Below are 20316 nucleotides of genomic sequence, written 5' to 3' on the forward strand. Positions count from 1 at the left end.
AGATAATTAAATAATATGTAGCTCATAGATATAGCTTCCCTCGTCAAGCGCATAACGCACTTCGTGCAGATGTGTACTATGCCCGGCTTTTTGGAAAAAGCTACAAGCCTTTTGCATATCTTTATGTGAATTTTCTTTGTCAAAGTAAAAGATATGTGTGCCTTGAGTGCATTTTTTTAATATATCCTCACAGCTGATTTTTGCTCCTGCTTTGCTTTTAGATTGAAGTGTGGTTTTGGCAAGTTTGAGTTCCATAATATCTCCTTAAGTATTATTTTAGAATCGGTTATTATAGCTAAAAATAGGCATATTTTTGAAACTTTAAGCAAAATTTCATTACAATGAGATTCTTCTTTAATAAGCCTTATGGTATTTTAAGAAAGCTTTTAGCCTCACACAGCCACATAGGGTATCCAATAGGACTAGGAGATATGATTTAAATGGAAAAGATTTTAGACATTATTGATTTGATTGCCTATGACAAGGGCTTAGATAATCAAGTGGTGCTAGAGATTGTCAAAGAGGGGTTAGTTAAGATTGCACGTGAAGAAATTAATCCCTATCATAATTATTTTGTCGAAGAAGATAGCAAAGAGCGGACATTAAGGCTATTTTATCGTATGAAGGTATGTGCTGATGATAAGGAGCTCAATGAGGAAGAAAAAGCCATTTATATCCCTCTATCTAACACAAAAGAGCTAAGCGATGTGGCAATAAATGATGAAGTGGATTGCGAAATACAACTAGAGGCGATGAGTAGAGGCGCAATTAACAAGCTTTTTGTGAATCTTGAATATCAACTGCAACGCTCCATTGAAGACCAAATCTTGCAAAATTTCCGCGCTATGGTGGGTAAAATCGTTAATGGGCAAGTGGTAGGCATAGATAAAGAAGACAATACTTTTATTGAAATTGAGAGTATCCGCGCTATTTTGCCACAGAAAAATCGCATTAAGGGCGAGCAATTCAAAGTAGGTGATTGTGTGCGAGCCATTCTCAAATTTGTAAACATTAATCGCAATGGTTTGCAAGTGGAGCTTTCACGCACGACACCAAAATTTTTAGAAGAACTCTTAGCAATGGAAGTGCCAGAGATTAAAGATAATGAGGTGATTATTTTTAAGAGCGCGAGGATTCCGGGGGATAGGGCAAAGGTTGCGGTGTATTCTAATAGCGCGAGGATTGATCCTATTGGCTGCTGCGTGGGCGTAAAAGGTGTGCGTATCAATGCAGTGAGCAAGGAATTGGCAAACGAAAATATTGATTGTGTAGAGTATCATAGCACACCTGAAATCTTTGTGGCTAAGGCTTTGACACCTGCAAGTGTAATGAGTGTGAAAATAGAGCAAGGTGCAGAGAATAAACGCCCAAAAGCAATCGTGCAAATCAAAAGCGACCAAAAGAGCAAAGCCATTGGAAAAAATGGCGTAAATATCCGCTTGGCAAGTATGCTATGTGAATGTGATATTGAGCTTGTGGAATTAGCAAGTGAGCGCACACCAGATAAAGAAGAGAAAATAGAGAGCGAAAAACTTGGAATTGATGCCCTTAGCTCACTTTTTAAATCATAGAAATTTCTTACACGGCAGGAAATAGGTTTAAATGGTAGTATCCTCACTTCAGGAGTTGCTTTATATCACTTAAGCCCTAATAAATTATATGCAAATATAAAGTGAAAATACGCTTTAATACCTAAGACAAAGTCTTATTTTCCTGTATTTATGTATCATAAAACCACGACATTTTGATACCTTTTGTAAAATATCAAATGACAATATTGCAAATAAAAATGGAGAATCCTATGCGGTATAAACTGATGATGTGTGGCTTTAGTGCGCTGTGTGAAGATATGCAAGAAGTGTGTGAGAGACTTAAAGTCATTCCCGTGCAAAGAGCAGAGTTAGAAAGCTCACCCTGCTATGTATTTGATTTAGAAACAGGAGCAACTTATCATATTTTGCCCTCACCCAAAGGCTGGATTATACAAGATGATAAGGGTAAAGAAATTCAATTTTAAATTTAAGCTCTTAAATATCAAACTCTAAAGGGTGAAAATCCCTTAAGTATTGCTTTTTAAGTAAAATAAAAAGCTAAAATTGCATATAATCTTTTACAAGATACTTTTTTATACCTATCTTTTCTTTGGCTGCTTTATCACACTAAAGCCGTCCATTTAAAGCATTATATCGATTATCCTTTATATGCCTCAAGCACCTTTAAAAGCTGTTTAAGTATCTCATCACTTGCTTTAGCAAAGCCTAGGGCGATATATTCATCATTTATAGAATCTAATGGAACTAAAGATTCTATCATACCGCTTTTGTTTTGATGTGTTTTCATACCCATTATTTCATAAAAAACACTCACTTGTGCCTTATAGCTACCTTTGTCATTTAAAATTTGTAAAGAAAGCAAGGAAAGCTTTAAGGCTTTATGTATCTTTTGTGTCCCAAATGGTGGGGTTGAAAGCTCAAAACACTGCTCTTGTGCCTTAAGAAGCAGTGCCATCTTAAGCATATCTTTTGGTGAGCTTATCCATTTCTTAGCAAATAATGTATCTACTTGCAAAGTTTGCATATTAAAAATATAAATATTGCTATTATCATAGGGAGCATTGGCATATATATCAAACATCGCTAATTTTGATATTTTCTTGCAAGTTTTTGTATTCTCAAAAGATTGTGGATTATAGAGATTAAAATATGTAATTTTATCAATAGATGAAACAATTTTCACATCAACACAGGCATTTAAAAATAGCATACACGCGCTTAAAATAATCCATCTCATTTGCTCTCCTTATCTTTTGGATTCTTTATGTTCTTGCTTCCCAAAGAGGCTATCATAGGGATTTTTATCCACTTTATCTAAAAACATAGAAGCCTCTCTAAAAAACTTACTCATATCTTGTAATGTCGCTTGTAGCTGCAAAATCGTAGGTGTAAGTATCTCACGCACATTATACTCGCCATTTTTTGTTTGCGTATCAATCTGTGCGCTTATATGCTGCAAATGTTCCATTGTCAAGCGCATTTCTTTTAAAATTGCATTAACCTCTGTTATATTCTGCTCATTAAGAGTGCTATTGACATTTTTTAATAGCACACTCATATCATCACTTAATTCACTTGCTTTATTGATAATCTTTTCAAACCCGCCCTTATCAAGCTCAATGACCTTCCTCCCCTCTGCATTTTCCCTTAATTCTCCACCATCACCCTGTATCAATGAAAGATAATTCGCCCCTGCTAATCCTTGAGAGCTAATCACTACTTTTGCATTCTCTCGCACATTTAAATGAGCGTCTATAAGCATTTGAATCTGTATCGTGCCTTCTTTTATGTTTTTAAAGCTTACATCTTTCACACGTCCTATGCTAATACCTTTATAACGGATAGGTGTATTTATGCCTATACCCTCTACTTCACTTGAACTATATGCGTAATATTGTTTATATTTTGTAGAATCTATTTCAAAACGATTAAGCCACATAATAAAAGCAATCATAAAGATTAAGACGATAAAAAACATCGCTCCAATCCATACATATTGCACATTACGTTCCATTTTATGCTCCTTTTTTCATTATTTCTACGCTACTTTTTATTTTTTAAGAGGGAGGGGCTTAAATTGCAAAGTCGCTCCCTCCCCTTATATCCCTCAACCCTACGACGCTTTAAAGAGGTTGGCACTACCGTGCGATTGATTTTATACAAGTGAAGATATACTTCACTTGTGGGGAGAATCATAGATTTTATACCTTAAAAACTTACTTCGCAAGTATAAATTAACGTTTCATAATAAATGCCATAATGGAAACATTTATACGCACAAAGTGTTCGTTAGATTACTCTCTCCATACTTGTAAAATCACGCAAGAATACAAGGATATATGAAACTATATTCTATCATTTTTAAAATTCTGCCAAAAACGTTCTCCACGTTTGCCCGTGAAGATTTTACCCTGCGTTTGATTATGATACATTTGACTATAAAGCTCATTAAGTGAGCCTTCAAACACAATTTGTTTATCTTCAAGCAAAATCAATCTATCCACACTATCTTTGATAGAATCTAAATCGTGTGTAACCATAACAATCGTAATTTTAAGTATTTCCTTAAGTTTCACAATAAGCATATCAAATCGCTCTGCACTTTGCAAATCAAGTCCACTTGTAGGCTCATCTAAAAACAAAATGTCTGGGCTTAATGCCAAAGCTCGGGCTAAGGCAACACGTTTTTTCATTCCCCCGCTTAATTCATAAGGATATTTCTCTGCCACAGATACATTTAAACCAACTAATTCCAGCCACATTTTTGAAATGTCATAAATAGTTTGTTTATCATATTGACTTTTTTGTATGAGTAAAAATGCTACATTATCTAGCACATTCATTGATGAAAATAATGCCCCAAATTGAAACATCACACCACAGCGATTAAGAATCTTATCACGTTTATCTTCTCTTAAAGCCCAAATATCCTCGCCAAAAAAAGTAATTTCCCCTGAAGTAGGCTTTTGCAAAAAGAGCATATTTTTTAGCAGAGTGCTTTTACCCGAGCCACTCCCTCCCAAAATACCAAAGATTTCACCTTTTTTCACATTAAAACTAATCCCATTGTGGATAATTACATCATTATATTGTGTGTAGAGATTTTTAACTGCAATAATATTCATACATTAAGCCTTGTTGTAATAACTGAAAAAATTGCATTGATGAGAATCACCCAAAAAAGTGCATTTACCACACTTTTTGTCGTCTCAAGCCCTATAGATTCTGTATCACCTTTCACATATAGCCCACGAAAACACCCTACAAGCGCAATTGCTGCACCAAAAAAAGGAGCTTTCACCACACCTACCCAAAAGTTATTAATCCCCACATATTCATAGAATCTCTCTAAATACTGCACAAAGCTAATGCCTGTTTGCATTTTCACCGCAAGCATTGCTGCAAACAGACTCACCGCATCAGCTACAAACACAAGCAAAGGCATAATAATCACCAAAGCTAAAATGCGTGGCAAAATAAGATAATCATAAAGGCTAAGATTCATCGTTTTAAGTGCATCATTCTCCTCTGTGAGATTCATCACTCCAAGTTGTGCACTAAAGCTTGAGGCACTTCGCCCTGCAATCACAATAGCGAGTATAAAAGGTCCCATCTCACGTAAAGAGAGCTTTGCCACAATCTCTACACTCATTAGCGGTGCACCCATCTTTTCTAATTGCAATACACCTTGCAAAGCAATCGCATAACTTACGATAAAAGCTGTTAAAAGTGCCACAGGTAAAGCTTTGAAACCAGATTCATTAATATGATAAAAAATTGAATTTATTTTAAAACGATGAGGAAAAACTACTGCACGGGAAAAATACCATAAACACGTCCCACAAAATTGTAAGAAGTTTAAACAAGTTTCATAAAATTGCATTATTTTCTTACCAACATTCATAAAAAAATACTTCACCATAGGAAAAAGCTGTAGTGAAAAAGAAGATTGCGTGTTTTTAGAATTCTCTAAATTTCGTTTAATAAGCGCAAACATCGCTTCTATTTGAGAATTTACCCCTATCATCTCAAAGTCTTTATCTTTTAAAAGCCCATACATAAAACTACAAAAGACAAAATCAACTGATGAAGTATGAGTGAAATCCAATGTAATATGTGCGTGAGCATTTACAAACTTCCTTAAAACAACCTGTGATTTCTTCTCTAATGTGTAATCACATCGCCCTTGAAGCTCTATATATATCCTATCTAATGTAACCTTTACTTCAAAACTCATCATACACCTTAAAAACTTATACTACAAAGATTATAACAAAAGCTTGTAAGTTTCCAAGATTCTAGATTAATGACCACCTAAAACTACCAAAATATAAAAAAATTAGATATAATGATAAGAAAATATGTGATATAATTTCATCAATTATTCACGCTCAACTTTGAAGCAAAATAGTAGTTTGAAAGCTTTTTTCACCTTTTCACGCTCTCTACTACTTCTACTAGAAATCATTTAAAGGACACCGCAAATGAAAATCTCACTTCCAAAGAGCTTATTAGAAAGCGTTCTTACAAATTGTCAAAACTTCCTTGATAAACGAGATCGCTCACAAATCACTTCACATATCTACTTTGAAGCGCAAAATGATACATTAATCATCAGAGCTACTGATTATGAAATTTGGCTTGAATCTCATATCAACATACCTTCTATATCTCAAGGAAACGCTACAGCAAATGGTAGACAAATCCTTGATATTATTAAAAATCTTAAAGATGGAGATGTAACAATTGAAATTAAACAAGATTCTGATTCCATCTTACATATTTCTCAAGGGAAATCAAAAACAAAACTTCCTACATTTAATGCTGATGAATTTCCAAAATTCCCAGAATATGACACAAACAAGAAAATCCACATAGAATCCACAAAATTTCTAAATTCTATTAAAAAAATCAATCCAGCTGTAGATACTAATAATCCTAAATATGAATTAAACGGCTCACTTCTTGATATTAAAGAATATGGCTTTAATTTTGTCGCCACAGATACAAGACGACTTGCACTTATTGAATATAAAAGCCAATCTGTGGACACGTTACCACTTGTTATACCTAAAAAGGCTATTAATGAAATTTTAAAACTCTTTATAGATAACTTTGAAATTTATCATAATACTACACATCTTATTATTAAAAACAATGAATACACTTTTTATACTAAACTTATCAATGGCAAATATCCTGATTATGAAAAAATCATTCCTAAAGAATTTAAGCATAAAATAGTGCTTCCTAAAGATAAATTTATTGATGCTTTGCAATTTGTCAAATCACTAGCAAATAACATCAAAATTACACTTACTCCTAATGAAGTGCTTTTTGAATCTCTTAATGAAGAAAGCGGTGAAGCCTCTACGCAAATTGAAGTATCAACTAATATTGAAAATCTCACTCTAGGCATTAATTCTAAATACATTTTAGATTTTCTTTCACAAATTGATGGTAATGAATTTACATTTTGTATCAATGAACCAAATACACCCTTCGTCGTTATAAATGAAAATTTTTCAACCGTCATTATGCCCGTGATTCTCTAATCACAGTTTTCTAATTCATTTTTAGAATCTTCTATGGAGCTTCCACAATGGAAAAAAAAGAATACCAAGCAAGTAATATTAAAGTTTTAAAAGGCTTAGAAGCTGTCCGTAAACGTCCGGGTATGTATATTGGTGATACCAATATAGGCGGTTTACACCATATGATTTATGAAGTAGTAGATAACTCCATTGATGAAGCTATGGCGGGTCATTGTGATCATATCAATATCACACTTACAACAGAAGGAAGTGCAATTATCGAAGACAATGGACGAGGAATTCCAGTAGATATTCACCCTACTGAAAATCTCCCTGCAGCTACACTTGTACTTACTACATTGCACGCAGGCGGGAAATTTGATCAAGATACTTATAAAGTCTCAGGCGGTTTACACGGCGTAGGTGTAAGTGTGGTAAATGCGCTCTCAAAGCGACTTATTATGACTATTAATAAAAATGGACATATTTATCGCCAAGAGTTTGCAAAAGGCATTCCTCAAAGTAATTTAGAAATTATTGGAGATACAAAAAAACACGGCACTACAATAGAGTTTTTCCCTGATGGCGAAGTAATGGAAGTGCTAGAATTTGACGCGCAGATACTTATCACTCGTTTTAAAGAAATGGCATATCTTAATCATAATATTACAATTTGTTTCAAAGATGAACGCATAGGATTAGAGGAAAATTACCATTTTGATGGGGGATTAAGCCAATTTATACAAGATATTAATAAAAAACCTCTTATTTCATCAGTTATAGGGTTTGATACCATAGAGCAAGAATGTGAAATAGAAGTTGCCCTTGCATATAATGAGGGTTATGATGAAAAAGTGTTAAGTTTTGTAAATAATATCCGCACACCCGATGGTGGTACACACGAGGCAGGATTTCGTGCGGGGCTTAGTCGTGCAATCATGAATTATATCGAGGCAAATGCTTCTGCACGGGAAAAAGATTCTAAAGTAAGCGGTGAAGATGTGAGAGAGGGGCTTGTAGCCATTATTTCTACAAAAGTCATTGACCCCCAATTTGAAGGGCAAACTAAGGGCAAACTAGGCAGTTCCTTTGTAAAACCAATCGTGCAAAAGCTTACTTATGAGAAACTCTCAAAATTCTTTGAGGAAAATCCTAATGAAGCACGAGCTATTATGCAAAAAGCCATTATGGCAGCGCGAGGACGTGAAGCAGCAAAAAAAGCGCGTGATTTGACACGTAAGAAAGAAAATTTTTCTGTGGGGACATTACCGGGTAAGTTAGCAGATTGTCAAAGTAAGGATCCTAGAGAATCTGAAATTTATCTTGTAGAGGGTGATAGTGCTGGTGGTAGTGCAAAGCAAGGACGTGATAGAACTTTTCAGGCTATTTTACCATTGCGTGGGAAGATTCTTAATGTTGAAAAATCTCGCCTTGATAAGATTTTAAAAAGTGATGAGATTAAAAATATGATTACCGCTTTTGGCTGTGGAATTGGCGATGAGTTTAATTTAGAGAAGCTCCGCTATCATAAAATTATCATTATGACAGATGCTGATGTCGATGGTAGCCATATCCAAACGCTTTTAATGACATTTTTCTATCGCTATTTGAAGCCGCTTGTTGAAAATGGACATATTTATATCGCTCAACCTCCGCTCTATCGCTATAAAAAAGGCAAGAAAGAAATTTATCTTAAAGATGAACGAACTTTAAGTGAATATCTCATCGAAAATGGCATTGAAAATTTTAGCTTCGAGGGTATAGGAAATAGAGAACTTTTAGAGATTCTTAAATTTATTTCACATTATCGTTCTATTCTCAAAGAGCTTGAGAAACGCTATCCTATGATAGAAGTTGTGCGATATTTAGTAGAAAATCCACATTTAGATTCACTCTCACTTGAAAAACTTAGCCAAAATATAGAATCTTTCCTCCAAAGTAAAGAATGCAACATTCTAAATAAAAATATCAGTCAAGAACGCATTACACTCTATGTGCAGACAAAAGTAGGGCTTGTAGAACTCAATATTGATGATAAGCTTTCACAAGATAATTTTTTCAGTGAAGCACGGTTTATTTACCAAAAAATCGCTCAAAGGAATTTAGAATTTTTAAATAATGAAGATTTAATTGTATTTTTAGAAAAAATTGAAGAAAGTGCTAAAAAAGACGCGTATATTCAACGATACAAAGGCTTAGGTGAAATGAATCCAGATCAATTATGGGAAACTACAATGATTCCATCTAATCGCACACTTTTACGTGTGAGAATTGATGATGAAAGCAATACTGATGAGATTTTTACACTCTTTATGGGAGATGAGGTAGAACCACGTAGAGCCTATATACAAGAGCATGCTAAAGATGTAAAACATCTTGATGTGTAATTTTATATAAGATTTAAACAAACACCTTTAGTAAAATATTTTTCAAGTTTCTTTGATTATTGTATCTAAATCACAGGTTTTGTCTAAGGATTTATTAATATTTATAGAGCGGATTTTGTTTATTATAAACGATTCTTGCTGTTTTATCTTGCAATTCATCAGGTGAGTTAAAAGGTTAGATTCTATAGTCCATAGCAAGAGCCAATTTTCACTCACTTTATCATTAAAACCTTTATGATATTATAATGTATTTTTAGATTTAATGTGCCTTAATCACTATCAGGCAAAGCCTAGATTATATCACTTTAAGGAGCATAAAATTATTTTTTACACCCTAAACTTAAAAAATCTTGTTCATAAAAATAACTGATATTATCTTTGGAAAAAACTTTCCCTGCGTGAGAATCTATAATTTCATTTAAATATAGGATATTAACATAAGGCATTAACGTTTGGCTCTTTTCTGCCATATTGCGCAATATTCTTGCATAAAATATATCACCTCCATGGAACCCATCAATAAATTCACAATTATCATTGTGCAAAATAGCAGAATTGTGGTAGTTAAAAAATTAATTTTTAATCTCTGCAGAGTAAAAAAGAGTTCATTAACATATTGATACTCCATCTCTTTCTCTTTCATTGCAGCATATATGCTTGGGGCTACTGGAGGAAAGAAAATTATCACCTTAATATTGTGTTTATGCAAAGTATTCATTATGTTTAATAAGTTTGTAAGACGACTATCATCGATAGCAGAAGCGTATTCAAACTTCCTAGTACCTTGATTTATTCTTTCAAGTGTATCCTGAAAACGTGCATCTTGTGTAGGATAAGATTCAAAGATTTCTCCATAGATATATGAGCCATCTTTAAGAAATCCCCGACTTTTATGCATAGCATTTAAACCTAAAGAATCTAGACGCGTATAAGGATTTCTAATAAAATGATTATCGATAATATATGAAAATTGAAAAAAATTTTGTTTATATATTAATTTGATTATGTCTATTAACTTAGCATAGTTTATATTAGTTCCTGTAATGCTATGATAAGGAGCTTTAACATTATTTGGAAAGTGTGGGTGAAACCACCATATATCTAAACCTAATAAAATGAGTTCGGGCTGATGAAATTTAAGCATTTTTTCTAAAAAATATTGCCCTTCATTCAAGGTATTCATTGCATTTCCAGCACTAATAAAAGAAGTATTAAAAAACTCCTCTCTTAATTGTAATACCCTTGATGAACCAAGAGCAATAACTTTTGGCTTACTTTGCTTAATAAGTTCAAGTTTATAAGCAAATACATTTTCGTTTAATGCTGTTCCATAAAGAGAATTATTTATTATTTGACGTTGGATGATTGCTTCAAAACTATTGTGTTCAAAAATTCGCGATAAATAATACAATATTCCTGTAACAATTAGCACTAATATGCTGATAATAGAAATGTATGCTATAACAAATTTTTTATCGCTCATCTATGTCCTTAAAAATTAAAATATAAAAATTGTTGAGCCCTATCAATGCACAATAATGCGATAACAGAGCATATAAGTATTTGCAAAAGTGTGCAATATGTGGGCTTAAAGCTGTTTATAAGCTCAATAGTGTTTCTTAACTTCAAGCATACAACCATAGCCCCAAACACACTAAAAAATATAATAACAGAGGAGTCATCTATGCTCACTGCCCATTTGCCAAACCTCACACTATATCTATCTAAAAAATGCAGTGAAGATTCTAAAAAAGTAGGTAATATAAGATTGCCTCCAACCATCCCCTTTAACAGATTCAATGCCCCTTGCACATTCTCACTTCTAAAAAATATCCAAGCAATATTGATAAAATTAAAAGTAATAAACCAACAAAGTATGGCATAGAGTTTAGAATCTAAAAAGGCTAAGAGTATAGATTTATACCTTGTAGAGAGGATACGTTTTTTTGTATGTAGAGCCTTTTTATTATATGGAGCATTAAGTAATGTATCTTTTTTTGATTATGGAATCTCTTAGACACTCCCTCTTTTATCTTTTCTATCCACCACATATAGATTCTATGGATTATCATTGCTAAGCCGTGCAGCACTCCCCACATCACAAATCCCCAGCCTGCCCCGTGCCACACACCGCTTAAAAATGCCACGATAAAGAGATTTCTTAGAGTGAGTATTTTATTTAAGCATATATAATATTTAGAAGAAGCATATTTGAGATTCTTATTCCCACCTAGAGGGATATAGAGATAGTCTCTTAAGAATCTCCCTAATGTGATATGCCACCGCCTCCAAAAATCACTGATATTATAAGCCTTATAGGGGGAGTTAAAATTAATAGGTAGCATAATGCCAAATAATAGCCCTAATCCTATTGCCATATCACAATATCCACTAAAATCAAAGTAGAGTTGAAAAGTATAAGATAAAGAGGTAGCCCAAGATTCTGCTGTATTTAGCACTTCGCCATTCTCCACAGACTTAAATCCTGCATTTGCCCATTTAGCAAAGCTATCAGCGATACATACTTTTTTAAATAATCCAATAGTAAAGATAAATAATCCCTTAGCCACATAATCCCATTTGATATATGGAGATAAGGTATTAAATTGTGGCATTATCTCTTTATGATGGACAATAGGACCAGCAATAAGTTGTGGAAAAAAGCTAATAAATAAGCAATAATCAATAAAGTGAATATGAGGCTTTTTTATATCATTTATCTTGTAATAAGTTTTATGATAGGGGATTTGTTTTGCAGATGTAGCATTGAAATCTTTTGCGGATTCTGTATTATTTTTAGAATCTCTATTGTTAGATTTGTCATTTTTACAAATATCTTCGCTTTTAGCTTTAATATGAGTATTGAATCCTCCCTGTATATCAGCTATATCAATGCATTTATAACAATCCACTAAAAAGGCAATTTGCTGAAAGGTTACAAAAGATAAAGCCAGGGGCAAGAGAATATGAGGCAGAGGGAGAGTAAAATCTAAATGCAAAAGCGCAGAAAAAAGATTAAAGTTTTCACAAAAGAAATCAGTATATTTAAAGAATCCTAAAAGGAATAGATTAAAGAGGATACCTACAATAAGGTATATTTTACTTTTGCCCCCCCCCCGCATATTCTTTGCATTTATAAGCAAAGTAGAATTATGTTTAAGGATTGCTGTTGCTATAAAATAATTAATAATCATAGAGCTAAGCAATAGAGGCAGATAAAGCCATTTCCAATACCCATAGAAAAATAAACTTGCAGATATTAAAAATATTTTTGCACTTTTTATATGGTTTTTATATCGTAAAATATGGAATCCTATCCATACTAAAGGTAAGAAACAAAAGATAAAGAGATAGGAGTTAAAGAGCATAGTTAGCCTTGCAAAGATTCTAAAATCATATCACCCATTTGTGTGCAGCTTACTTTTTGCATTCCATCACTCATCATATCACCTGTGCGGTAGCCCTTTTTTAGGGTGGTTTGCACGGCGTGTTGTATCGCTTCAGATTCAGCCTTTAGCCCAAAGGATAGTTCACACATCATCGCCACAGAAAGAATCGTTCCAATAGGATTAGCAATATCCTGCCCGGCGATATCTGGTGCACTGCCGTGTATTGGTTCATACATTCCCAAAGATGTGTTTGATAGTGAGGCAGAGGGAATAACGCCAATTGTCCCAGTAATGATACTCGCCTCATCACTCAAAATATCGCCAAACATATTTTCGGTAAGAATCACATCAAATTGACCAGGTGCGCGGCAAATCTGCATAGCTGCATTATCCACATACATATGGCTAAGGGTTACTTGCGGATAGTCTTTTGCGACTTCCTCTACTGTTTCTCTCCAAAGCCGTGATGAGCTTAGCACATTTGCCTTATCCACAGAGACGATATGCTTTTTGCGCTTCATTGCGAGTTCAAAGGCGACCTTTGCGATAGATTCTATTTGCGAGGCGCTATATGTCATCGCATCACTTGCGACTTTCTCGCCATTTTTTTGCTCTATCTTGTGTTCGCCAAAATACACGCCCCCAATCAGCTCCCGCACGATAATAAAATCAATGCCCTTGTTTAAAATCTCACTTTTCAAAGGACTTGCATTACTAAGCTCTGCAAACAATTTCGCTGGGCGGATATTAGCAAATAATCCTAATTCCTTGCGTAAGGTTAAAAGCGCACTTTCAGGGCGATTATGACTAGGCTCATTATCCCATTTAGGACCGCCCACCGCACCAAGTAACACACTGTCACTTTTCTTACATAACTCTAAGCTTTCTTTAGGGAGGCATTCTCCACAAGCATCTATCGCACAGCCCCCGGCTAAGACCTCTTCACAGACAAATGTGTGATGATATTTATCTGCGATGGCTTGCAAGATTCTTAGTGCCTGTGTTACCACTTCTTTGCCAATTCCATCGCCATAAATGACAGCAATATGCTTTTTCATTTGCACTCCTTTAGTTATTTTATATAGCTAAGTATTTTAAGCATTTGCCTTGTTTTTAGCAATCCAATTCAAATAGCCATTGGCATTAATGATTTCTTGGATAAAAGGCGGAAAAGGTGTTGTGTGGAATTGCTCATTTTTATTGCAATTTTTAATCACCCCCGCATCAAAGTCAATTTCCACCTCATCGCCATTTTCTATACTTTGAGCGATATTTTCAGATTCTATAATTGCAAGTCCTATGTTTATGGCGTTGCGATAGAAGATTCTTGCAAAGGATTTAGCGATAATGCAGCTTATCCCACTTGCCTTAATCGCAATAGGGGCGTGCTCTCGGCTACTCCCACAGCCAAAGTTCCAGCCTCCCACCATAATGTCTCCTGCCTTTACCTTTTTGACAAAATCTTTATCAATATCCTCCATACAATGACTCGCAAGCTCTCTATGGTCAGCGGTATTGAGGTATCGCGCGGGAATAATCACATCAGTATCTACATTATCACCATATTTATGGATAAATCCTTTTGTTTTCATATTTGCTCCTTTTGTTTATATATCTTGTGGCGCGCTTAAAGTCCCTCTTACCGCACTTGCAGCCGCTACTTCGGGCGAAGAGAGATAGACTTCGCTTGTTACGTGCCCCATTCTGCCCACAAAGTTACGATTAGTAGTCGCTACACATCTCTCACCTGCGGCTAAAATACCCATATGCCCGCCTAGACAAGGTCCGCAAGTAGGCGTAGAAACCACAGCCCCGGCTTTAATAAATGTCTCTAAATAGCCCCTATTGATACATTCTAAATAGATATTTTGCGTAGCAGGAATGATAATACAGCGTGTATGTTTAGCAATTTGCTTATCTTTTAGAATATCTGCTGCCACTGCCATATCGCTTAATCGCCCATTCGTACAAGAGCCAATAACCACTTGGTCGATTTTCACTTCTCCCCATTGAGTTTTTTCCTTTGTGTTTTCAGGTAAATGTGGGAATGCCACGGTATGGTCGATAGAATCTAAATCAATATCAAAAATTTGCTCATATTCTGCGTCCTCATCGGCTTTGTAGATTCTAAATTCTCTACTCGTGCGCCCTTTGGCATAATCAATTGTAATATCATCAACCTCAAAAATGCCATTTTTCGCCCCCGCTTCAATTGCCATATTAGCGATACAAAGTCTATCATCGATGGTAAGATTCTTTAAGCCCTCACCGCTAAACTCCATACTTTTATAGAGCGCACCATCAACGCCGATTTTACCAATGATATGTAAAATCACATCTTTACCACTCACAAATGGACGCAACTTGCCTTTGAGGTTAAATTTCATCGCTTTAGGGACTTTAAACCACGCCTGTCCTGTCGCCATTCCTACCGCCATATCCGTAGAGCCTACACCGGTAGAAAATGCCCCTAACGCTCCATAAGTGCAAGTGTGAGAATCCGCCCCGATAATTAAATCGCCAATGGTTACAATGCCTTGCTCGGGTAAAAGCGCGTGTTCCACGCCCATATTCCCCACATCATAATAATGTGAAATATCAAAATCCTTAGCGAAACATCGGCATTGCGCACTTTGCGTAGCTGCCTTAATATCCTTATTTGGAGCGAAATGATCCATTACTAGAGAGATTTTATCTTTATCAAAAACTTTTTCAAATTTTGCCGCCTTAAAGGCATTAATCGCTACAGGCGTGGTAATATCATTACCAAGCACCATATCAAGCTTTGCCATAATCAAATCACCTGCTCTTACACTCTCCATTCCCGCACGATTAGCTAAAATCTTTTGAGACATTGTCATTCCCATATATGCTCCTTAATTGTTGTTTTATTTATTAATTCAAGATTCTATTAAGTGCGCTTACTAGCCCAAAAACCGAAGCCTTAATAATATCACTATCTATGCCCACACCAAAGCATTTTTTGCCCTTGCTTTCTATCTGCACGAATGACACAGCTTTAGAATCCGAACCCTTCTTAAGTCCGTGCTCACTATAATCGAGTATTTCAAAATCCATTTTAAGATACTCCCTTAGTGCATTTGCAACGCTATCAAGCCGCCCATTGCCACTGCTTGTGATTAAGCTAGATTCTCCTTTTGCATTGGATGTTTCTAGGGAGGCTTCTATGTGGTTTTGTGTATCATCTTTTTGTGTGAAATGAAAGGCTTTGATACTAAAATGTGAGGTAAGATTCACAAAATCGTTTTGAAAAATCTCACAAATTTCATCAGGACTTAACTCTTTGTGTTCTTTATCACTGATATTTTTCACATAGTAGGAAAATTCTTCTCTTAAAAGTGGGGGGAGATTGATCCCATAATGATGGTGCAAAATATAGGCTATCCCGCCCTTGCCACTTTGTGAATTGATACGAATCACATCGTTTTCATACACGCGCCCCACATCTTTAGGGTCAATAGGGAGATATGGCACACTCCACGTGCGAAGATTTTTTTCTTGATGATAAGCCATACCTTTAGCAATCGCATCTTGATGAGAGCCTGAAAAGGCTGCAAATACGAGTTTGCCCGAGTAGGGTTGTCGCTCATAAACTTGCATTTTTGTTACTTTCTCATATACATCACAAATAGCAGGGATATTGCTAAAATCAAGCCTAGGGTCTATGCCGTGTGAGTGCATATTCATTGCTAGGGTGATAATATCTACATTACCCGTGCGCTCACCATTGCCAAAAAGTGTGCCCTCAATCCTATCCGCCCCTGCTAAAAGCCCTAATTCCGCATCGGCTACCGCACAGCCCCTGTCATTATGCGGGTGGAGAGAGATAAGTATATTTTCACGATGATTGAGATGCTTAGACATATATTCTACTTGAGAGGCATAGATATGTGGGAGACTCATCTCCACAGTTACAGGGAGATTGATGATGAGCTTTTTATCCATAGTGGGCTTAAAGACATCAATCACAGCATTACACACTTCAAGGGCATAATCCACCTCTGTGCCGCTAAAGCTTTCTGGCGAATACTCAAAGCGAAAGTTTCCCTTTGTGGCTGCAGCATATTCTTTAAGATATGTCGCGCCCTCAATGGCGATTTGCTTCACCTCTTGCTTAGATTTTTTAAAGACTTGCTCCCTTTGCGCAAATGATGTAGAGTTATACACATGCACGATTGCATTTTTGCAACCCTCCAAACTCGCAAAAGTCTTTTTAATGATATGCTCTCTAGCTTGAGTAAGCACCTGCACATTCACATAATCAGGAATCAGATTCTCTTCGATCAATGTGCGTAAAAAGCGATATTCTGTCTCACTCGCCGCGGGAAATCCCACTTCAATTTCTTTGAATCCCACTTTTAGCAGCAGCTTAAAAAATGTAATTTTTTCTTCGAGGCTCATAGGAGTGATAAGGGCTTGATTGCCGTCGCGTAAATCCACACTGCACCAAATAGGCGCGGATTTAATATATTCTTTTTTACTCCACTCTAAACTTTCCACAGGAGGCATAAAATAGCCTCTTTGATATTTTGTATGACTCATAACAAACTCCTCATATTAAGAAAAATACTGCTAATAAAAGCTTTATGATTCTAGCAATAAAAACTATACAGGCGATAAAAATTCTTTATAAAATTGTAGAATCCATGTATGTCTTTATCATTCTATTTTGTATCGCATTTGCGTTTATATAAAATTACTCTTGCAAAATCCTGCAAAGACAAAAAATAGATGCAGCCCTAATGCTAACACTTATGAAGATATGCAATCCTCAAAGATAAACTTATGCTCCTCCGGGAGGGCCTTAAAAAGTGCAAGAGCTAATGCGCGAATCTCCCACATCGCGGATTTAGATGTGCGCAGAGAAAGAAAGTTTTGCAAACTCCTTGCATTAATGCTAAAGCTGAGTTCTGTGCGATAGGATTCTGGCATAGCAAACTTAGCCATATCATTGCTTACATTATCGCATAAAATCTCACGCAGTCGCTCAAGGGCGTGAAGCGAGGCAATATTAACCTTTTCATTACTTGTAAAAACGACAAATTCCTCTGCGCGTGCGAGATTTTCATCATTGATAGGCAGGAAGCTCGGCAGATTTTTTAGTTCCTTTAATGTATAACGTGAGGATTTTACGCTATAACTTGCCATACGATGACGAGCTAACTCCTGCAAACACGCACGTGAAATGCCTTGAATATAAAAATTATAATAGAGATGCTCTAAGGTGCTTGCGTGTTTGTATTTATTACCTACTCTATCGATAAGCTCTAAATCTTTTACCCCACCATTATCGCTCTTATCAAAGCTCTGCCAACAAGTGCGGATAGCATTGCTACAAACATTGAGCGGCGTATAGTGCAAAAGTGTAATGTTAATTTTACATTCTATTGTTTCTACCATGGGGGGGATTCCTTAGGGGATTAATTTGCATACAATCTTAGTGAATCTTGCATTAAAAGTTTGTTAATAGTTCAAATCTAGCTAAAAGCATAGTGTTTTAATTTTGCAAATTAAATGTTCTTTAATATTTGTGAAGCAGTTTTGTATAGATAATAGCTTAATCAAGCCTCCTTGGCCTCTTGCTTAAGTATGAAAAGAACGTAGCGATGTAATATTCTAATGGCAAGATATATTTACTAGAGCCATATCTATCCTATGAGAAGCCGTTTTAAACCATAAGAGCTTTAGTAGGAGGTATGGCGATAGTAAAATATAGGAGACCAAGCAGCACTTTAGCGTAATAGCATAGCCATAGAGATCCAATCTATCTCACTAAGGGCATAAGCTCTTTGGCGATACGTTCTAGTTCCTCTTTCATCGGCGCACATTGCACGATGAGTAGCTCAAGCCCTGCTTCCTCATAGGCTTTGATTTGCTCTGCTACCTGCTGTGCTGTGCCTATAAAATGCGGACGCAACCCGCGATTTGACACGCTGTATTCGCGTTTGCTGATTTCTACATCAAGCTGCGAATTGTTCGTAAAATTTTTGAAAGAATTTTCATAAGCCTTTTCATCTTTAATCGTAGTAATGCGCTCTAGCTCTCTTAACGCTTCTGCCTCACTATCGCGGATAATGATATAGGCTGCCATACCAAAACCCAAGAATGGGCTTTTACCCGCCTTTGCCCTACGCGCTTTCATATCGGCGATTTTTTCTCTCACCTCCTCTAATGTGCCTCCGTGCAAGAGATATTTATCGGCAAACTGCACGATAGCATCTCTCCCTCTCTCGCTTTCACCTCCGGCATACACAAGGGGAGTCTTAGGTGGTTTAGGCTCATTATAGGCATTTTCAAATGTAAAATATTTGCCCTTGTGATTAAAGGGGCTTTGCTCCCAAAATCCCCTTAGTACATTGGTGTATTCGTGTGTGAGTGCATATCTATCATCGTGCCCATCAAAGTTAATGCCATATTGCCGAGCTTCCTCTGCCCACCACGCTGATACCATATTGATACTAAAGCGTCCATTACAAATTTGCGAAATAGTGGCAATTTGCTTTGCTGTGAGTGCGACTTGATGGTATTGCGGACGGAGGGCTGCTAGAATCTCAATTTTTTGCGTGATAGCTGCTAAACCATTAGCGATAGCCCACGCATCAAGTGCATCAGCTTTCTCGCCTTTAATGTCATTCAAATACAGCTCTGGCACAAGGGTGAGCACATAGCCCAAATCCTCCGCACGTAGCACCAAATCCTTGATATACTCCCAATTCCCTTGTGTGGTATCATCATCAACATTCCTTAGCCAGCTTCCAAATACCGGTGTCCAATAACCAAATTTCATAATGCTTCCTTTGTGTGATTTGTCTCGTTATAAATAATTTTGCAAATATTACATCAGGCTTTTAAGAGCTTGTGTATATGAGCGATTGAAGGTGTGATAACACTCACAAGATTAAGATTCTAAAATTTTACTCTCTCATAGAATCTTTCCAAAACCATTACTCGCGCTTGCTCATGAGAAGTCTTAAGGGCTAGTTTCACAAAATGGAGCTTGAGCTTAAGATATGATGAAAAGTTTTTGTGCCATAGAGATTCTTTTGCTAGTTTTTGAGCTTTTTGAAGCAAAAATTCTTTTTTAGCATACAAATACTTTATCTTCTTATCAAGCTTTTGGATTCTATCCTTTTTCATATATTTTTCAATACCTGCTATAGCATTTTGGATAATACCCAATATTATACCTCTGTTCACAAAAGCACAAATCCGGGCAGAATACGCGGGAGCATCAAATGAGCGGGATTGTTTATCACATCATAAAATAATCCTTAAAAATCACGTTCCTTGCGTAGATTCTGCCTATGCAAAAGATAATGGTATAAAGCATACTGCGCCCACACGCAAAGCCTGTATTCGCACACACACTAGAGATTTTGGCGATGTTTGAACGATTCAAAAGCCCAACTTAACTTAAATTCTTGAGAGATTT

General features: G+C 36.0%; 19 protein-coding genes. 4 read left to right on the top strand and 15 right to left on the bottom strand.

Translation table 11 applies throughout. From position 1 onward, the window contains the following. Positions 1–6: 6 nt before the first annotated feature. Positions 7–255, bottom strand: coding sequence for an HP0268 family nuclease (locus V3I05_RS05280; protein WP_295700325.1), 249 nt, complete (start codon positions 253–255; stop codon positions 7–9). A gap of 185 nt (positions 256–440) precedes the next feature. Here V3I05_RS05280 and nusA point away from each other — a divergent pair, with 185 nt between their 5' ends. Beyond that, positions 441–1571, top strand: a complete 1131-nt coding sequence (nusA, locus tag V3I05_RS05285) for a transcription termination factor NusA (protein WP_300447088.1) — start codon at positions 441–443, stop codon at positions 1569–1571. A 230-nt stretch (positions 1572–1801) separates the two neighbouring features. Continuing rightward, on the top strand, positions 1802–2017 hold the full coding sequence (locus tag V3I05_RS05290; RefSeq protein ID WP_295700321.1) for a hypothetical protein: 216 nt from the start codon (positions 1802–1804) through the stop codon (positions 2015–2017). Between the two features lie 173 nt (positions 2018–2190). Here the strand turns inward: V3I05_RS05290 and V3I05_RS05295 are convergent, their stop codons facing one another. The 4 genes from V3I05_RS05295 to V3I05_RS05310 all read right to left on the bottom strand — a co-directional run bounded on the left by V3I05_RS05295 (position 2191) and on the right by V3I05_RS05310 (position 5790). Then, positions 2191–2790, bottom strand: coding sequence for a hypothetical protein (locus V3I05_RS05295; protein ID WP_343352875.1), 600 nt, complete (start codon positions 2788–2790; stop codon positions 2191–2193). 9 nt (positions 2791–2799) lie between these two features. Then, positions 2800–3567 (bottom strand): MlaD family protein, encoded by a 768-nt coding sequence (locus V3I05_RS05300; RefSeq protein WP_343352877.1) that lies wholly within the window; start codon positions 3565–3567, stop codon positions 2800–2802. A gap of 331 nt (positions 3568–3898) precedes the next feature. Beyond that, complete coding sequence (locus V3I05_RS05305; protein ID WP_300450470.1) at positions 3899–4678, bottom strand: ABC transporter ATP-binding protein; 780 nt, start codon at positions 4676–4678, stop codon at positions 3899–3901. Next, positions 4675–5790, bottom strand: coding sequence for an ABC transporter permease (locus V3I05_RS05310; RefSeq protein WP_343352880.1), 1116 nt, complete (start codon positions 5788–5790; stop codon positions 4675–4677). Before V3I05_RS05310 ends, V3I05_RS05305 begins: the two co-directional genes overlap by 4 nt. Positions 5791–6037: 247 nt before the next feature. Here V3I05_RS05310 and dnaN point away from each other — a divergent pair, with 247 nt between their 5' ends. Further along, entirely contained in the window at positions 6038–7108 is a 1071-nt protein-coding gene (gene dnaN / locus V3I05_RS05315) for a DNA polymerase III subunit beta (protein ID WP_300450476.1), read from the top strand. A gap of 47 nt (positions 7109–7155) precedes the next feature. Beyond that, on the top strand, positions 7156–9474 hold the full coding sequence (gene gyrB, locus V3I05_RS05320; RefSeq protein WP_343352881.1) for a DNA topoisomerase (ATP-hydrolyzing) subunit B: 2319 nt from the start codon (positions 7156–7158) through the stop codon (positions 9472–9474). Between the two features lie 445 nt (positions 9475–9919). On the opposite strand, the gene V3I05_RS05325 is transcribed toward gyrB, so the two are convergent. The 10 genes from V3I05_RS05325 to V3I05_RS05370 form a co-directional block, all read right to left on the bottom strand. Continuing rightward, positions 9920–10957, bottom strand: coding sequence for a hypothetical protein (locus V3I05_RS05325; protein WP_343352882.1), 1038 nt, complete (start codon positions 10955–10957; stop codon positions 9920–9922). A 421-nt stretch (positions 10958–11378) separates the two neighbouring features. Continuing rightward, positions 11379–12668: an MBOAT family O-acyltransferase gene (locus V3I05_RS05330; RefSeq protein ID WP_425531749.1), complete on the bottom strand. Its 1290-nt coding sequence runs from the start codon at positions 12666–12668 to the stop codon at positions 11379–11381. Between the two features lie 176 nt (positions 12669–12844). Then, positions 12845–13921 (bottom strand): 3-isopropylmalate dehydrogenase, encoded by a 1077-nt coding sequence (gene leuB, locus V3I05_RS05335; RefSeq protein WP_343352885.1) that lies wholly within the window; start codon positions 13919–13921, stop codon positions 12845–12847. A gap of 36 nt (positions 13922–13957) precedes the next feature. Further along, positions 13958–14455 (bottom strand): 3-isopropylmalate dehydratase small subunit, encoded by a 498-nt coding sequence (gene leuD / locus V3I05_RS05340; RefSeq protein WP_295700277.1) that lies wholly within the window; start codon positions 14453–14455, stop codon positions 13958–13960. Between the two features lie 15 nt (positions 14456–14470). After that, positions 14471–15730 carry a 3-isopropylmalate dehydratase large subunit gene (gene leuC, locus V3I05_RS05345; RefSeq protein WP_295700275.1) on the bottom strand — a complete coding sequence of 420 codons (1260 nt, stop codon included), beginning with the start codon at positions 15728–15730 and terminating at the stop codon, positions 14471–14473. A 28-nt stretch (positions 15731–15758) separates the two neighbouring features. Next, positions 15759–17426: a 2-isopropylmalate synthase gene (locus V3I05_RS05350; RefSeq protein WP_343352888.1), complete on the bottom strand. Its 1668-nt coding sequence runs from the start codon at positions 17424–17426 to the stop codon at positions 15759–15761. A gap of 210 nt (positions 17427–17636) precedes the next feature. Further along, entirely contained in the window at positions 17637–18284 is a 648-nt protein-coding gene (thyX, locus tag V3I05_RS05355; protein WP_300450489.1) for an FAD-dependent thymidylate synthase, read from the bottom strand. Positions 18285–18648: 364 nt separating this feature from the next. Further along, entirely contained in the window at positions 18649–19671 is a 1023-nt protein-coding gene (locus V3I05_RS05360) for an LLM class flavin-dependent oxidoreductase (protein ID WP_295700267.1), read from the bottom strand. Between the two features lie 119 nt (positions 19672–19790). Continuing rightward, complete coding sequence (locus V3I05_RS05365) at positions 19791–20063, bottom strand: hypothetical protein (RefSeq protein WP_300447112.1); 273 nt, start codon at positions 20061–20063, stop codon at positions 19791–19793. A gap of 73 nt (positions 20064–20136) precedes the next feature. After that, entirely contained in the window at positions 20137–20283 is a 147-nt protein-coding gene (locus V3I05_RS05370) for a hypothetical protein (RefSeq protein ID WP_343352889.1), read from the bottom strand. Positions 20284–20316: the final 33 nt, after the last annotated feature.

This window comes from Helicobacter mastomyrinus, from assembly GCF_039555295.1.
Classification (GTDB): domain Bacteria; phylum Campylobacterota; class Campylobacteria; order Campylobacterales; family Helicobacteraceae; genus Helicobacter_C; species Helicobacter_C mastomyrinus.

What these genes read in the sequence shown, in the direction of transcription:
- V3I05_RS05325 (WP_343352882.1), bottom strand. Translation starts at nt 10,957, where the DNA reads ATGAGCGATAAAAAATTTGTTATAGCATACATTTCTATTATCAGCATA.
- dnaN (WP_300450476.1), top strand. Translation starts at nt 6,038, where the DNA reads ATGAAAATCTCACTTCCAAAGAGCTTATTAGAAAGCGTTCTTACAAAT.
- leuB (WP_343352885.1), bottom strand. Translation starts at nt 13,921, where the DNA reads ATGAAAAAGCATATTGCTGTCATTTATGGCGATGGAATTGGCAAAGAA.
- V3I05_RS05330 (WP_425531749.1), bottom strand. Translation starts at nt 12,668, where the DNA reads ATGATTATTAATTATTTTATAGCAACAGCAATCCTTAAACATAATTCT.
- leuC (WP_295700275.1), bottom strand. Translation starts at nt 15,730, where the DNA reads ATGGGAATGACAATGTCTCAAAAGATTTTAGCTAATCGTGCGGGAATG.
- V3I05_RS05310 (WP_343352880.1), bottom strand. Translation starts at nt 5,790, where the DNA reads ATGAGTTTTGAAGTAAAGGTTACATTAGATAGGATATATATAGAGCTT.
- V3I05_RS05280 (WP_295700325.1), bottom strand. Translation starts at nt 255, where the DNA reads ATGGAACTCAAACTTGCCAAAACCACACTTCAATCTAAAAGCAAAGCA.
- V3I05_RS05305 (WP_300450470.1), bottom strand. Translation starts at nt 4,678, where the DNA reads ATGAATATTATTGCAGTTAAAAATCTCTACACACAATATAATGATGTA.
- gyrB (WP_343352881.1), top strand. Translation starts at nt 7,156, where the DNA reads ATGGAAAAAAAAGAATACCAAGCAAGTAATATTAAAGTTTTAAAAGGC.
- leuD (WP_295700277.1), bottom strand. Translation starts at nt 14,455, where the DNA reads ATGAAAACAAAAGGATTTATCCATAAATATGGTGATAATGTAGATACT.
- V3I05_RS05360 (WP_295700267.1), bottom strand. Translation starts at nt 19,671, where the DNA reads ATGAAATTTGGTTATTGGACACCGGTATTTGGAAGCTGGCTAAGGAAT.
- thyX (WP_300450489.1), bottom strand. Translation starts at nt 18,284, where the DNA reads ATGGTAGAAACAATAGAATGTAAAATTAACATTACACTTTTGCACTAT.
- V3I05_RS05350 (WP_343352888.1), bottom strand. Translation starts at nt 17,426, where the DNA reads ATGAGTCATACAAAATATCAAAGAGGCTATTTTATGCCTCCTGTGGAA.
- V3I05_RS05295 (WP_343352875.1), bottom strand. Translation starts at nt 2,790, where the DNA reads ATGAGATGGATTATTTTAAGCGCGTGTATGCTATTTTTAAATGCCTGT.
- V3I05_RS05290 (WP_295700321.1), top strand. Translation starts at nt 1,802, where the DNA reads ATGCGGTATAAACTGATGATGTGTGGCTTTAGTGCGCTGTGTGAAGAT.
- nusA (WP_300447088.1), top strand. Translation starts at nt 441, where the DNA reads ATGGAAAAGATTTTAGACATTATTGATTTGATTGCCTATGACAAGGGC.
- V3I05_RS05300 (WP_343352877.1), bottom strand. Translation starts at nt 3,567, where the DNA reads ATGGAACGTAATGTGCAATATGTATGGATTGGAGCGATGTTTTTTATC.